The organism is Idiomarina baltica OS145, from assembly GCF_000152885.1.
Taxonomy (GTDB): Bacteria; Pseudomonadota; Gammaproteobacteria; order Enterobacterales; family Alteromonadaceae; genus Idiomarina; species Idiomarina baltica.
The window spans coordinates 288,144-304,176 of record NZ_CH672404.1 but is presented as its reverse complement, the minus strand read 5'-3'; the positions used below and the strand labels follow the sequence as shown (position 1 = coordinate 304,176).

Sequence of the window (16,033 nt, the reverse complement as noted above, 5' to 3'; positions counted from 1 at the left end):
TGACAGTCAAATCGCTTTAAGTTAGCTTGTAACACTGAGTTAACAAATAATAAGAGCTGTGTAGCAGCCAACAATCGGGTCCTTCAGTTGCGTGCTTTAACCATCACTTTAGTTTGCCTCGTGTTTAGCTTGGCTCTGTTTAATCCAACCTGTCAAGCTCATGATAACCCTCATGTGACTCAGCAAATCAGCGCGCCCATTATTGATATAGAAACAGGACCACGCGGATTTATTTGGCTTGCGACATCGCAAGCGCTCTATCGGTTTGATGGTTCTACCCTTCGCGAAGTTCAATTTAGCAATGTGCTACAACCACAAGATTTACCGCAATTGCACTGTCTTACTCGTAGAAAAAATGACGCTCTATTGATTGGCAGTGATAAGGGTATTTATCAGCTACCGTTTGCATCTAGCGCTTTAGAAGCGTCAATGCGTTTGAGCAGTGAACACTTACTTGATGCGCGTATTCACCAGATTGCGATACCTCAATCAACACCTCTTTTGGCAGTCAATAAACACACGCTACTCGTGGAGCATCAAGGCGAATTACTCCCACAACCATTACAATATGACGACGAGCCAATACGTAATCTTCATTTCGTTAAGCCGGTTGGCGATTGGACTTGGTTAGGTGACGGCAAACAAGTTTATGTTTGGGATGGACTGGGGAGTAACTTATTTAAATTAACTATCGACAACCCAGTGACCGAAAAGTTACCACCCGGTCAGCTCGTTGATATTGCCGAAACTGATCATGTTCTCTATCTGCTTTACACGGATAAACTGGTTCGACTTGACCAACGCTATCGGCTCATTGATGAGACACCGCTAACCAACCTTGGTATCGCCGACCTGCCGTTACAATTAAATGTAATGCCAAGTGGGGAGTTAAAACTGCTCACCCAAGCAAAGTTATATGAACTCTCATTAACACCAAGCGGTCAATTCAGCGCGACCCAAACGGCTCGCACCAAACATATCAAAGGCCCATGGTCGCAGCATTACGTAAGCGGCCAGTTTGAGATCCTACTCAATACAAAAGGATACATTGAGGTTTTACACGCTCCCCCCACCTCGGACAATGCACTCTGGGTCAGTGCCGAAGCGGCGCCATCCGGTCAGGTCAATATCGACTATGCGATCGCGTCATTCGATCTGGAACAGCCGCAGATGTTTGAATACCGAATTGAACCTCTACAAACAACTTGGCAAAAGACATTTCAGCCCTTACAAAGACTCAGCCTAAAAAATTTAGAGGACGGACAGTACACGCTTGATGTCAGAGCATACCTACCTGAGCAAGATAGCTGGGTAAGCGCAAGTCAGTCCTTTACAGTTAAAGCGAACGGCTTCACAGCGATGCACTACCTATCGATGATTATCGTGCTTCTTGCACTTGCCATTTTATTCATCTTCCTTTTACTTAAACGAAAAGCCCGTGCTTACCATAAACTCACCGAAGCACATACGTCGTTGCATCAATTACTCAATGGCACCCAACAACAAGTTTGGCATTGGAACCTCGTCAATAGTGAAGTTGAGCGTGTGCACATATGGTCACACTGCCCACATTTTCCTCTTGATGGTGTAAGATTTGGACTCGGCCAATCGGACCAAAGTAACGTTCACCCAGACGACATAGGTGAGCTAACTGCGGCATTGGAGCAGGTAAAATCGGGCCATATCTCTCATTATCAATGCACTTATCGAATTAAGAACGGCCAACAATGGCTGTGGGTACTTGAGCGTGGCGAACTTGTTGCAGCCGAAACGTCAGGAAAGCCAATCAAAGTACAGGGTACGCTGAGCGATATTTCCGATATTATTAATAGTGACGAGCGCATTGATATGCTCGCAACCTCGCTAACAAATATTTCAGATGGCATCTGTATCTTCGATCGGTTCTTTAGAAAACGTGAAATCAACACGGCATACGAACGAATTACCGGTTATCAGCGAGAACAAGTCATTGGTCAGGCGTTCGCACTGCCACATTACGATAGAGATTTTACGGATCAAATCAAACACACAGTGCTTCGGGAAGGAAGTTGGTCCGGCGAAGTCACCGACTTCAATGCGGATGGCGCCGAGTTACTCCTCGAGCTCACGTTAGATGCCGTTCGCAATGACAGTGGCGAGATCAAATTAATTGTCGCAAGCTTTTCTGATATTACTGAACGTCGTAATACGGAGAATGAATTACGCCGGTTATCAAATACCGACAGCCTCACCGGTTTGCCAAATCGCTCATACTTTCAGGTAAGTCACTCAAATCTGGTTCGCAAACGAGTCGCTCATGCACTGTTGTTGTTCGATTTAGACGACTTTAAGCGTATCAATGATTCTCTTGGTCATGAAGTGGGCGACGAACTTTTATGCCGAGTCGCCGACCGACTCGCTGAATTAGGTCGCCGGCAAGACACGCTTTATCGCCTAGGCGGGGACGAGTTTGGCATTCTCATCGAAGATAACACAGATATTAACGTCATCAGCACCATCGCCCAACAGGTGAATACTGAAATAGCAAAAGCCTATCGTATTAAAGGACATGAGATCGCCTTAGGTAGCTCAATTGGCATCGTGCTTTATCCTCACGATGCACATACCTCACAAGAGCTTCTACAAAAGGCAGATACGGCGATGTATCATGCTAAACAAAGAGGCGGCAATTGCTATCAGTTCTTTAACGCGTCGATGAACGAAAATGCCATCCAGCGTCTCGTGTTGGAGAGTCAAGTGCGTCACGCGATTCGCACCCATCAAGTCGAGGTGTACTATCAACCGAAAATGGAAATTGCGACGGGACATATTTCCGGGATTGAAGCACTCGCCCGCATTCGCGACGAATATGGTCAGTTCATCAGCCCCGCGCAGTTTATTCCACTGTGCGAAGAAACAGGTCTGATTATTCCGCTTAGTGAACAAGTATTACGTACCGCTTGTCGAGACATGCGCCAGCTACTGACGCTACAAGGTGCGCCTCGCAGTGTTGCAATTAATCTGTCGGCAAGGCAATTCACTCAATCGAGCTTAGCGTTGTTTATCGAACAAGTGTTACAAGAAGAGGAAATGCATCCCCGCCATATCGAGTTTGAGATTACGGAAGGCATGGTGATGAGCGATCCCGAGCGCGCGATTGCGATGCTGGAAAACCTTGCAGATATGGGCGTACAACTTGCACTTGATGATTTTGGCACGGGCTATTCTTCACTCGCTTATCTCAAGCGTTTCCCTATGCATACCCTTAAAATCGACAAAGAGTTTGTCGATGATATTACCTTTGATGAACGCGACCGTAAGATGGTCGAATCCATTATTGGCATGGCGCATAACTTAGGTTTAAAGGTGGTTGCTGAAGGCGTTGAAGAAAAAGCTCAATTGGATATTTTAGAACAATTACAATGTGAATATATACAAGGATTCTACTTCGCAAAACCGATGAGCGCCGAAGCGCTCATCGAATTCATTACTAAACAGCAGCCTGCTTACTCATAAAAGCGCTTACCCTGCTCAGCCATTTGCTTCAGCAGCGGCGCGGGTTGATAACGATCACCGCGTTGCTCTGCTAAGCGTTCCATACGCTTCACAATACTGCCAATACCCTCGGCATCCATATAACGGAATGGACCGCCTCGGAATGGTGGGAAACCAATACCAAACACCGAACCAATGTCGCCATCACGCGCACTGCGAATAATGCCCTCTTGCAGGCAATAAGCCGCTTCGTTAAGCATTGGCAAAACACACAGCTCAGCAATTTCATCACCTTCATGCTTCGCCTGTGGTTCAATATTCAGTAAACCGTACACTGATTTATCAACCGGCTTGCCTTTCACACCTTTACCATATTGATAGAAACCTTTGTTGTTTTTCTTACCCTTACGACCATCATCAATCAGTTTGTCGAAAGCCGCAGGCGCCTCAAAGCGCGTACCGAGCTCTTTGACAAGAATCGGCGCAACTTTAGCGGCGACGTCGATTCCTACCTCATCTAAGAGCGTAATCGGACCGACTGGAAAACCAAATTTAACCAAAGACTTGTCAATATGCTCAATAGGTTCACCCGCGATCAACAAACGCGCCGCTTCGTTCATGTAAGGCGCCAAGATACGGTTAACAAAGAAACCGGCGCCGTCTTTAACAACGATAGGTGTTTTGCCTTGCTTTTTAGTCAACGCAACCGTAGTGGCAATGGTTTCCTTGGACGTATTTTCGTGAGTAATAATTTCCGCGAGTGGCATTTTATCGACCGGCGAAAAGTAATGCAGACCGATGACGCGATCGGGGTGTTGAGCGCCTTCGGCAATCTGCGTGATCGGTAGTGAGCTGGTGTTAGTCGCGAAAATGACGCCATCCTTACCATTGTTCTCGACATCAGCGACCATTTTTTTCTTCAGGTCGAGATCTTCGAACACGGCTTCAATCACTACATCAACTCGGTCAAACCCGGAATAATCAAGCGAACCGCTCAGCGAGAGCATGGTTTTCTCTAACTCCGCACGACGCATATGACGGCGTTTAACTTTTTTATTCAAACGCTCGTAGCTGTAATGCAGTGCGTGAGTAATACCCTCAGGACTAATATCCTTGATGCGCGCTGGGATACCGGCTTTGGCCGCAGTCACAAAGGCAATACCACCGCCCATCAAACCACCGCCTAAAACACCCACACGCTTAATATCCGCTGGCTTAACACCATCCGCGCCGGTCTCTTTTTTCATTTCCGTTGTGGCAAAGAAAATCTGTCTAAGCTGGTAAGACTCAGGGGTCATCGCCAGTTCACCAAAAGCCCGCGCCTCATAGTCAAGACCCGCATCGCGACCGTTTTCGACGCCTGTTTTGACCGCCTTAATGATCTTATCGATGGCGGGATAATTGCCCTTCGCTTTAGCCTGCGCCTGCTCACCTGCCTTTTTATAAATGATGCCACGACCATAAGCGGTTGCCTCAAGCAACTTGCTCATGCCTTTTAGGTTCGCCTTTGAAGGCTTAGCTTTTGCCTTTTTAGCCTGTTTAACAGCAGCTTCTAGCAAGATTGATTGCGGTACAATCTCATCGACTAAGCCCGCCTTGAGTGCTTGCTTAGCGCGTAACTGCTTACCGGTCAGGATCATAGTGAGACCTTGCTGCACGCCGACCAATGCCGGTAAACGCTGTGTTCCACCAGAACCGGGCAATAAGCCAAGTTGCACCTCTGGTAACCCCAGTGCCGTTTTATCACTGTCGGTACACACACGCACGTGGCACGCCATCGCTAATTCAAGCCCACCCCCTAAGCAGGCACCATGAATGGCTGCAACAACTGGCACATTCAGCTGTTCGATACGATCAAACATGGCTTGACCTTTGCGCGCTAAACTCTCTGTATCAGCCGCGGTTTCACAATCATTAATCATATTAATGTCGGCACCCGCGATAAAAGAATCGGGCTTACCGCTAATAAATACGACCCCTTTCAGGTCACTATTATCTTCTAGGCGGTTCATCAGACGACCCACCTCATCAGCGAAGCTATCTTTTAAAGTATTCATGCGTTCGCCGGGAACATCGATGGTAATTACCGCAATACCATCATCTCGAACAGCTAAGTGAAATGCGTTATTGTCTGTCATTATTCGCTCTCCAAAATCATCGCGGCGCCCAAGCCGCCAGCGGCACAGGCCGTTGTCAACGCGGTTCCGCCACCTCGACGACGTAATTCATACAACATCTGTGTAATCATCCGTGTACCGGTCGCTGCAAAGGGGTGCCCGTAAGCAATAGAGCCACCCAAGACATTAAATTTCTCCGGGTCAACCTCGCCAATTGCCGCATCACGTCCTAATTTTTCTTGCGCAAATTTCTTACTTGCAAACATTTTGAGGTTGGTCAGCGTTTGTGCCGCAAACGCCTCATGCATGTCAATTAGCGTTAAATCGTTGAGCGTCATTCCCGCACGATCGAGGGCAATAGGCGTGGCATAGCTTGGACCCATCAACATATCCTGCTCGACTTCGAGCGCAGCAAATGCGTAGCTACGCAGGTAACCTAAAATCGGATAACCCAGCGCTTTGGCACGGCTTTCCGTCATCATTAACACCGCCGAAGCACCATCGGTCAGCGGTGTTGAATTAGCGGCTGTGACTGTGCCATGTTTCTTGTCAAATACAGGTTTGAGCTTACCGAGTTTCTCTAAAGAAGAATCACCACGAATGTTGTTATCTCTATCAATGTGCTTTTTATACGGCTCTGGATAAGCGGTCATGACCTCATCATCAAGGTAGCCTGCTTCCCACGCTTCGTGCGCGCGGCGGTGAGAGTTCACCGTTAATTGGTCTTGGTCTTCGCGTGAGATATGATGGCTTTTTGCCATTTGCTCCGCAGTTTGCCCCATACTCAAACCTGTTGAATACTCTGCCACGGCAGGTGGCACAGGGAGTAAGTCCTTTAGACCCAGACGACGTAAAATTGCGATCCGTTGGCCTAAGCTTTTTGCTTTATTCAAGTCGACTAATGCGCGGCCTAGTTTTCGGCTCACACCAATCGGTAACACCGACGATGAATCAGCGCCGCCAGCAATACCGATATCGACATGCCCTGCCATCATGGCTTCGGCGATATTAACCGCTGACTGGAAACTCGTCGCGCAGGCTCGGGTTACACTGTAAGCATCTGTTGACACGGGAAGCTCCGTGCCGAGCACGATCTCACGGGCAATATTGGGTGCAGCTGGCATCTGTACCACCTGTCCAAATACCAATTGCTGTACCAATTTACCGTCAATTCCCGTACGATTGATAAGCTCTTGGACGACCATTTTGCCGAGATCGACAGCGGGAATGCCATGAAAGTCTGTTGCCTGGCGTGCGAAAGGTGTTCTAAGCCCCGCAACAAAAGCAATGCGGTCCCCTTTCGGTGTTAGCAACCGTTCAGTTGCAGACATATGTTTTCTCCATTAAAAATTAAGCGTCAAATACTGGTCTGACCACACAAGATGTTACAAATTCTAGCTGTTTAATCTACAGATTAAAACCTTGGTTTTCGTTAAAGTAGAGAACACCATTGAAAATAGCATGCTTAGGCTGCATAACAATACAGCTGAGCACAAATCATTCGCAACTAAGATAGTAAGCGGGAGCACCATGGCTGCTGAACAATTCAAACAACTGCAAGCATTTTTAGATAGTCAGGTATTAGGTCAGCCTGAGTTCACCAAGAACTTGTTAATCGCTGTACTCGCCGACGGTCACCTACTTGTTGAGGGTCCTCCTGGATTGGCCAAAACACGTGCTGTGCAAGCCCTTGCCAAAGGCATTGAGGGTGACTTTCACCGCGTACAGTTTACCCCCGATCTCCTACCTGCCGATTTAACGGGTACGGATATATACCGACCCGAGACAGGTGCCTTTGATTTTCAACAAGGTCCTTTGTTTCATAACCTGATACTTGCTGATGAGATCAACCGTGCACCGGCTAAAGTGCAATCTGCATTGTTGGAGGCGATGGCTGAGCGGCAAATTACCGTAGGCCAACGCAGCTATCCGCTATCTGATCTATTTATGGTCTTGGCGACCCAAAACCCTCTCGAGCAAGAAGGTACATATCCACTGCCTGAAGCACAGTTAGACCGTTTTCTCATGCATCTAAACCTAGACTATCCCGATGCCGACACTGAATTGAAAATTTTGCGCCTGACACGTGGCGAAGCGCTTGATGGGCAGGCGGTGATGCCGACCCCACTCACTCAGCGCCAATTGTTTGAAGCCCGTAACCAAGTGATGCAACTGTTCTTGGATGAAGCCGTTGAACATTATCTCGTGCAGTTAGTAATGGCGACACGCTCACCGGCCAATTACGATGAAACACTTGCCAGTTGGTTAACCTATGGTGCGAGTCCTCGCGCTACAATAGCACTTGAGCGCTGTGCTCGTGCTAACGCATGGCTCAATGATCGTGACTTTGTCACCCCAGATGATGTCCGCGAAGTGTTTTTCAACACTTTGCGTCATCGCATCATTATTAGCTATCAAGCAGAAGCCGACGGTATTAGCCCGGACACGGTGCTTGAACGTATACTCGAACTAGTTCCGTCGCCCTAATGCCAATGCAAAAATTAACAACTGAGCAGTGGCTGGAAAGGCTCCATACCGATGGTTTGCAGCCCAACATGCAAGAATTGATGTACTACCGCACTAAGCTACCCGCTTTTGCTCGTCATCAGCGTCAGTTGCCTGCGTCATCGCAGTCTGGCGCGCTACTGAGCAAAACCCGCGGACGCGGTATGGAGTTTGATGAGGTCCGTCATTATCAACCAGGCGACGATGTGCGATCGATCGATTGGCGTGTCACGGCACGGACGGGTAAAGCACATACAAAGCTCTACCGTGAAGAAAAGGATCGTCCCGTATATATTGTGGTTGATTTAGCGCTAACGCAACTGTTCGGCAGTCAACTCCTGTTTAAGTCAGTACAGGCGTGCCACCTTGCCTCTGCACTTGCTTGGCAAACACTTCAACGCGGAGACAAAGTCGGCGGTATCATTAGCAATGGGTGGTTACAAAACGAATACAAACCTAGTTTACAACACAAATCAGTGATGCACTTTTTACGCGGGCTCACGGAAGTTCACCAAGATAGTTTGCAACGTTGGCAACAGCAAACACCACCGCACCCTGCACCACTGAATCAAAGTATCGAACATTTAACACATTTAGTGAAACCGGGTAGCTTAATAAACGTGATCAGTGATTTTGAACACATAGAAACAAAGACGCTGGAACAATTGGCGCGTTTAAATACTCGAAGTTCAGTAAGAAGTTTTAAACTTTTTGATCCGATGGAGCAACAACTACCCGCGGGTTATTCCAGTCAACCTTTAAGCATTCATGATGGCGAACGACAAGCCATGGTCAATTTAAACAATGCGCGTCAACGGCTTGATTATCATCAACGGGCGATGAGTGAGTTCGAGCAACTGTTTGAGCGCTTTAATCAGTATCGCTTACCGCTAACACGTGTAAGTTCTGCGATCGCCTTAGAACAACAATGGCCTGAATTACGGTGATGAGATGTCCGGTCTAATACAGCAAGCAGATATAAGTCAGTTAAAAGATATTGTAGAGCCGCCAAGTGCCTCAGTTCTTCCTCTCGCAACACCGATCTGGATTATTTTGATTGTGCTGATTGTGGGTTTGAGTATGGCTGTCATTTACGGTTGGCGTAGTCATTTACGTCGTAAACCATTACGTTACGCACAACAGGCGCTCAACCAGCTTGAACAACCCACAGTAAAAGAGATCACTTTCATTGCTAAGCGTGCAGCTTTAGTTTATTTTCCCCGCCAAGAAATCGCACCTCTCAGTGGTCGCACGTGGCTCGAGTTTTTAGGTGCAAACGAACAACAGCATGCCGAACTACTCGCCAATGCCGATCGCTTGTTGTTTCAACCGGGACACAGTGACTGGGTCGAGCAATACCGTCAGTTAGTGGCAGACTGGGTTGGGCAATCACCGCGGAGGTTAACACGTCATGTTTGAGTTTGCCTGGCCATGGTTATTTTTATTGCTGCCGTTGCCGTTGTTTGTGCGCTATTTTCTACCCAAAGCACAGCAACAAGCTTCAGCAATTCGTATCCCTAATCTGCATGGACTGAGTGACGGTCATCGTGATGCCCGAGCCCGTCCCTTCATGTGGCTACTACTTTGGCTATGCTGGCTACTCCTTGTTATCGCTGTAGCACGCCCACAGTGGCTCGGCGAGCCACTACCGGTTCGCAATGAGGGACGTGAGATTATGCTAGCCGTAGATCTATCTGGCTCAATGGAAATTGCCGACATGACGCTCGATGGCCGTAATGTCGACCGTCTAGAAATGGTCAAAGCCGTACTTGGTGACTTCATTGAGCGCCGCAAAGGTGATCGCTTAGGACTGATCCTATTTGCCGATACCGCATTTCTTCAAACACCGATTACGTACGATCGTAACACCGTTCAACAGATGCTCGACGAATCGGTGCTCGGCTTGGTTGGCGAACGCACCGCCATCGGTGATGCAATCGCCCTAGCTGTTAAGCGCTTCAAAGGTAAGCAACAAACTAACCGAGTATTAGTGCTTTTAACTGATGGTCAGAATACCGCAGGTAATCTATCGCCAGAGCAAGCGTTAGAACTGGCAAAAGCTTATGACGTCCGTATTTACCCGATTGCTGTCGGTGCTGAGGAAGTTGTTGTGGATAGTGTTTTTGGTCGACGTAAAGTCAATCCGTCACGAGACCTAGACGTACCTCTCATGCAAAACCTTGCCGATGAAACAGGTGGCGAGTATTTTCGTGCGCGCAGCACCGAGGAGCTCGAGCGCATTTATCAATTATTGGATGAGTTAGAACCGGTACAAGGCGCGGAACAACAGTTACGTCCACGAAAGGCGTTGTTTTTCTGGCCGCTTGCTGGCGCATTGATCTTACTAACACTCTTGAGCGTGATGCATTATCGTCCATGGAGAGGTGAACATGGCTGATTTTCACTTTATACGTCCCGCGTGGTTATTTGCTCTGCTACCTTTGGCGTTTCTTTATGCGCGTCTTTTGTTTATTGGTAAGCATCAATCTGGCTGGCATCAGTGGCTGCCAAAGCATCTTTCTAATGTTTTGGTTAACAGTGGTGGGCAAATGACATTTTGGTCCGCCCATCGATTAGGGCTTTTCTGGATCGTCGCAACCTTAGCGCTCAGCGGCCCGACCTGGGAGCGCCTCCCGCAGCCCGTATACAAGTTAGACAGCGGACAGGTCGTGTTGTTGGATATGTCGCCCTCGCTGCTCGCTGAAGATATCAATCCTAACCGGTTGACGCGAGTACGTTTTAAGGCGATGGATTTAGTTCGTTCCGGACTCGACGGCGACACCGGCTTAGTAGCATACGCGGCTGACGCCTTTACTATTAGCCCACTGACCGAGGATAACAATAATCTGCTTACCCTCATCCCCTCCCTGTCACCTGAAATTATGCCGGTACCCGGTAACAATCCACTAAGCGCGCTCAAACACGCCGATCAATTACTCACTAACGCAGGCTATTCACAAGGCGATATATACTGGATTACCGATGGTATCGATAGTCAGGATATGGCCGATGTGAGTAATTACCTTCGTGCCACGGAACACCGTGTTTCAATTCTAGGTGTCGGTACAACGGACGGAGCGCCTATTCGAGATAAGGAGGGGGCTTTAGCCAAAGACAAATACGGGCAAGTAGTGGTTGCCAAACTGTACCCTGACAGGCTGCGCGATTTAGCTCATTTGACGGGGGGAATTTACGTTAACTCGACGTCGACCAATCAAGATATCGACCAATTTATGGCGCTTGAGCCCTTATCCAGAAAGGGCAAGCAGGGTGATATACAACAGCAAGGCGATCAATGGCTCGATATGGGTCCGTTTCTGGCTCTCTTACTGATTCCCATGGTGCTATTTAGTTGGCGGAGAGGCGGTACGCTGGGCAGCTATATTATTGGCTTTATTGGGCTCTCCTGCATGACGGTTCCGCAAAGCGCCTTTGCGCAGGAATCGACAACCGATCCAGGCTGGTGGTTAAATAACGAGCAGCAGGCTCAGCAGCTTTTGGAGTCTGACCAATGGCGGCGGGCAGCTGAACTGAGTAGAGATCCGCTTCGTAAAGGTGCAGCCCTTTATCGTCAGGGCGACTATGCGGCCGCCGCAGAACAATACGCGCAGCTTGATACGCCCACGGGATGGTATAACCGAGGTAACAGTTTAGCCCGTCAGGAGCAGTATCAAGCCGCTATCGACGCGTATGATGAAGCATTACTTCAACGACCTAATTGGGAAGAGGCCCAAGCAAATCGACAATTAATGCAGCAGCTTTTGCAGCAACAAAAGCAACAGCAGGGTCAGAAACCAGGCGATAAAAATAAAGGTCAGCAAGATCAAGACGACCGTCAAAGCGGACAAGGTCAAAATGAGTCGGAGCAGCAACAAGACCAACAACAGGGTGACCAGCAAGGCGAGCAATCTAATCCTGAGGGTGAACAGGAGCAAAACTCAACAAGCAAAGACCGCCAACAGTCGCAACAAAAAGATAGCCAACAACCGCAACAGGAAGAGCAGAAACGGCAACAACAATCACAGCAACAGAAAAAGACATCAGATCCTGAACGCGAGCAGCGCAGTCAACAAACTGAATTTAGTGACGATATTGATCCCGAGCGAGCTCGCCAGTTAGAACAATGGATGAATCGCGTACCCGATGATCCCAGTATTCTGTTACGCAGGAAAATGTATTTAGAGAGTCAACGCAGGCAGCAACAAGGCGTGGGTGACCCAGAAGGAGTAGAACAAAAATGGTAAGTCGTTGGTATCGCTTATGTATTGCGTGTGTCATGGTTCTGGTTTCTTTCAGCGCCCACGCAGATGTCACGAACATCACGAGTACAGTCGACAAAAACCCAGTGATCGCAAACGAGTCGTTCATTTTAACGGTGACCTTTAATGACGACGTACCCAACTCGGCCTTCCAGCCAGATATTCTACTGAACGATTTTGTCGTCGGCCGCACGAGCGTCAGTCGTCAAACCTCGATTGTGAACGGTGACTTAAAAAAATTAACGCAATTTACCACCGTATTAGTTGCAAACGATCCGGGCGACTATCAGATTCCGAGCATCAGCCTTGATGGGGCGAGTTCAGATCCGATTACCATGACCGTTGTTGAGCCAGGCTCAGACGCTGCGAAACGCAGCGACAAAGTGGCATTTGTCGATGTGACATTAGATACTCAACAGGTTTTTCTACAACAGCCGATTCATTATATTGTGCGCCTCTATCTCGCCGCTGACCTTAACAAAGGTAACTTAGTCCCCCCGACTATGGAAAACGCAGATATCCGACAAATTGGTAAAGACGAAGAATACAGTGAAATGAATCATGGTCGCCGGTATCGGGTCTATCAGCGCACCTATCAAATTACTCCTAATCAATCGGGCGAGTTTACAATTGAGGGCGCACGATTCGACGGCGAAGTATACGCCTCGGGTCAGCGATCTATTTTCTCTTCCTTCTCTAATACGCAACCTGTCAGCGCCATTGCAGAGCCAAAAAAGGTCCAAGTTAAACCTATCCCCAAAAATTGGACAGGACACTGGCTTCCGAGTGATTTAGTGACAATCAGTCAAACCGTAAAGCCCGAAAAAGAGGAATATAAAGTGGGCGAGCCGATTTCAGTATCGTTGATGCTCACTGCGGTTGGCGTTAAGCCTGAACAGCTTCCTGACATTAACTACAACTATCCTGACAGCGTGCGGGTTTATCCAGACAACGAGAGTACGGATCAGTTCGTAAGAAACGGCATTAACATCGCTCAAAAGACGGTTAATTACGCCATTGTCCCACAGCAGCCAGGCGAGCTCACGGTTCCGGGAATTGAAGTGCCTTGGTTTAATACTAAAACGCAACGGCGTTCAATCGCCTCGACCAATGACCTCAGCTTCACAGTCACCGGCGCCCCGATCACTCAAACACCTGACACGCCGTCAGCCCAACAACCCGAGAAGGCAGTTGCTCCTGATGAAGTCATCGCAAGCGACACTGCGGCGGCACAAGAGCAAGATGATTCAACTCACTACTGGGTTTGGTTAGTTATTGCGTTGATCATTGCCTTATTGACCAGTTTAGCCGTTAATGTCTGGCTATTTAAAAAACGTGAAAAACATGCTCATACGGTTTCTCGCGAATCAACTCAGTCGCAACCAGTCACTCAGAGTGAAGCTTGGCGTCAATTCCAACAAGCATGTGCAAATAATCAACCTAAACTTGCCGAACAGTCGTTGAAGCGATGGGCAAGACAAAACTTTGCGCAAAGCATAACAACCCTTCAAGAGGTTGAACAGCTGCTCGCGCAACCCACAAATACCCAGCTATCGGATGAACTCAACTCGCTTCAAGCCGCTTTGTATTCGGCTCAGAAGGTAGATAGTTGGCAACGAGGAAAACAGCTTTATCAAGCTGTCAGAACAGCGCAACAGCGTAGCGATACAGCATCCAAAGCCTCCTCGCCATTGCCTCCGTTATACCCCATTAAGTAAACCGGCACCGTTGCTGAGGGTAAAAAAAACCTGGCATTTACAATGCCAGGTTTTTTTATTGCGCTCTTATTTAGGATTTAGGCTATTAGTCATCTGACTGTGAGCGTGAAATAGAGGCTTGCTCAACTAACGTCTCAATAAATGCTTGAAGCATTAATTGCGATTGACGGTTTTGAAGCTGCTGAACCACTTGCTGATTCGCTTCTTCACCCTCGATATCTGCTTCGTTCACTTTTGTTAACGCAACAACCGCAGCATCGCCGTTCGGCATTTCAATCGTCGTCAATGCGGGCGCATCTCCTGCACTCGGTGCCTCAGAGAACAAGGCACGTAACACTGCACGTGGATGGTTTTGATTATCCATGCCAATGGCATCTAATGTCATATAGTCAGCGTCTGGCTCACCTTGCTCACGCCACTGCTTCTTCCAGGCTTCAGCTTGCTCCAAGGCAAGCGCTTGTGCCTTTTGCACACGCAGCTGGCTAACAATTTGTTCGCGAACGTCGTCCAACGGCTTAACCGCCTGAGGTTCGTGCGCTAAAACCCTGACAACTAACGAACGATCATCTGCTGTTTCAATGACATCACTGTTTAATTTCTCATCAATCAGTTGAGGATCGAAAATACGATTAAGTGTCGCTTCGTCACTGAGCGCAGTAGGCGCGTTCTGTCGGGTAAACAAATCAGAAGTACGCACTGTCGAGTTAATGGCATCGGCCGCAGGCTCTAACGTATCTGGTTGCTCAAAGCTTACTTCCGCCAATTTTTGTTGTAACTCAAAGTATTTATCATCAACCTGTTGTGCTTTTAGCTTTTGACGAATTTCACCGGCAACGTCCTCAAATGGTGTGACTTCGCCTGGACGAACATCAAGTAGCTTAATGATATGGTACCCGAATGAGGTTTCGACGATATCTGAAACATCTCCGACGTTTTCGAGCGCGAATGCGGCATTATCGAAATCCTCATCCATAGACCCTTTCGTAATCCAGTCTAGGTCACCGCCCTGCTCGGCAGAAAATGTATCGTCAGAATACTCTTTTGCGATAGCGGCAAAGTCAGCACCGTCATTGAGCTGAGCCAACGCTTCTTGCGCTTTTTCCTGAGCATTGTCGCTATCGCTTTCAATCAAAATATGAGCCACACGACGTTCTTCGTCAGTGCGATACTGGTCAATCGATCCCTGATAATAGGCTTTGACTTCGTCATCGCTCACTTTAACGTCATTGTAAAGTTCAGCTTTAGATAACTGGACAAATGCGACTTTGAGTTGCTCAGGCGTTTGAAACTGTTGTTGGTTTTCGTTGTAGTAATTTTCGATATCGCTATCACTCAACTCAACCTGGTCAACGAAATTGGCGTTTTCAGCAATAATGTAAGCGCCGCTGCGAGTCTGCTTTTGCAAGCGCTGCAATGCAAGTGCCTCTGCTGGTAGCGCAAATTCGGTCGCACCAATGGCTTGAGCGATCTGACTTCTGATCAAGTCATCACGTAATACCGTCGCAAATTGCTCTGGGGTATATCCCGCGTTACGCAGAGCCATCAAATAAATATCGTTATCAAATTGACCCGCAGAACGGAACGCTGGAATATCACGAATTTCTTGTTTCACACGTGCAGCAGAAACACGCATGCCGTGATCACGCGCGTACTGAACCAACAACTCTTGTTGAATGAGTTGTTCCAGCACATTAGCGCGTACCGATTGCATGTAACCCGGCTGCGAGCTAACGGCTTCAAACATGTCGCCAAACTGTTCTTGCAAACGATTACGTTCGTTCTCGTATGCGCGTTCCAACGCTTGCTGACTAATCTCAGCATCGTTGACCTCAGCCACCGTGGTTGTGGCGCCACCAGTCACATAGCTACCTACGCCCGCCAAGGCAAAGGTCAAAATAATCAGGACCAGAACGGCTTTCGCAGTAAAGCTCTGCGACCCTTCTCTTATCCGCTCTAACAT

The 16,033-nt window shown here is 48.1% G+C and carries 10 protein-coding genes; 7 read left to right on the top strand and 3 right to left on the bottom strand.

Annotation, left to right across the window (positions count from 1 at the left end):
* Window positions 1-120 precede the first annotated feature (120 nt).
* Window positions 121-3,495: a putative bifunctional diguanylate cyclase/phosphodiesterase gene (locus OS145_RS05065; RefSeq protein WP_242603651.1), complete on the top strand. Its 3,375-nt coding sequence runs from the start codon at window positions 121-123 to the stop codon at window positions 3,493-3,495.
* On the opposite strand, the gene fadJ is transcribed toward OS145_RS05065, so the two are convergent.
* Together fadJ and fadI are read right to left on the bottom strand one after the other, a co-directional pair.
* A complete protein-coding gene (gene fadJ, locus OS145_RS05060) occupies window positions 3,486-5,612 on the bottom strand; it encodes a fatty acid oxidation complex subunit alpha FadJ (protein ID WP_006955145.1) in 2,127 nt (708 codons plus the stop codon). The two genes, OS145_RS05065 and fadJ, sit on opposite strands and share 10 nt — an antisense overlap.
* Window positions 5,612-6,922, bottom strand: coding sequence for an acetyl-CoA C-acyltransferase FadI (fadI, locus tag OS145_RS05055; protein WP_006955144.1), 1,311 nt, complete (start codon window positions 6,920-6,922; stop codon window positions 5,612-5,614). Before fadI ends, fadJ begins: the two co-directional genes overlap by 1 nt.
* A 199-nt stretch (window positions 6,923-7,121) precedes the next feature.
* Between fadI and OS145_RS05050 the strand changes: the two genes are divergently transcribed.
* Genes OS145_RS05050 through OS145_RS05025 form a run of 6 tightly spaced genes read left to right on the top strand, consistent with a single transcriptional unit; the run spans window position 7,122 to window position 14,073 of the window.
* Entirely contained in the window at window positions 7,122-8,078 is a 957-nt protein-coding gene (locus tag OS145_RS05050; protein WP_006955143.1) for an AAA family ATPase, read from the top strand.
* A gap of 5 nt (window positions 8,079-8,083) precedes the next feature.
* Entirely contained in the window at window positions 8,084-9,043 is a 960-nt protein-coding gene (locus OS145_RS05045; RefSeq protein WP_040487790.1) for a DUF58 domain-containing protein, read from the top strand.
* A 4-nt stretch (window positions 9,044-9,047) separates the two neighbouring features.
* Window positions 9,048-9,515 carry a DUF4381 domain-containing protein gene (locus tag OS145_RS05040; RefSeq protein ID WP_006955141.1) on the top strand — a complete coding sequence of 156 codons (468 nt, stop codon included), beginning with the start codon at window positions 9,048-9,050 and terminating at the stop codon, window positions 9,513-9,515.
* Entirely contained in the window at window positions 9,508-10,494 is a 987-nt protein-coding gene (locus tag OS145_RS05035) for a vWA domain-containing protein (protein WP_006955140.1), read from the top strand. The genes OS145_RS05040 and OS145_RS05035 overlap by 8 nt, the downstream gene beginning before the upstream one ends.
* On the top strand, window positions 10,487-12,340 hold the full coding sequence (locus tag OS145_RS05030) for a vWA domain-containing protein (protein WP_006955139.1): 1,854 nt from the start codon (window positions 10,487-10,489) through the stop codon (window positions 12,338-12,340). Before OS145_RS05035 ends, OS145_RS05030 begins: the two co-directional genes overlap by 8 nt.
* A complete protein-coding gene (locus OS145_RS05025; RefSeq protein ID WP_006955138.1) occupies window positions 12,334-14,073 on the top strand; it encodes a BatD family protein in 1,740 nt (579 codons plus the stop codon). Before OS145_RS05030 ends, OS145_RS05025 begins: the two co-directional genes overlap by 7 nt.
* 85 nt (window positions 14,074-14,158) lie before the next feature.
* Here the strand turns inward: OS145_RS05025 and OS145_RS05020 are convergent.
* On the bottom strand, window positions 14,159-16,033 hold a 1,875-nt coding region (locus OS145_RS05020; protein ID WP_006955137.1), incomplete at its 5' end, for a SurA N-terminal domain-containing protein.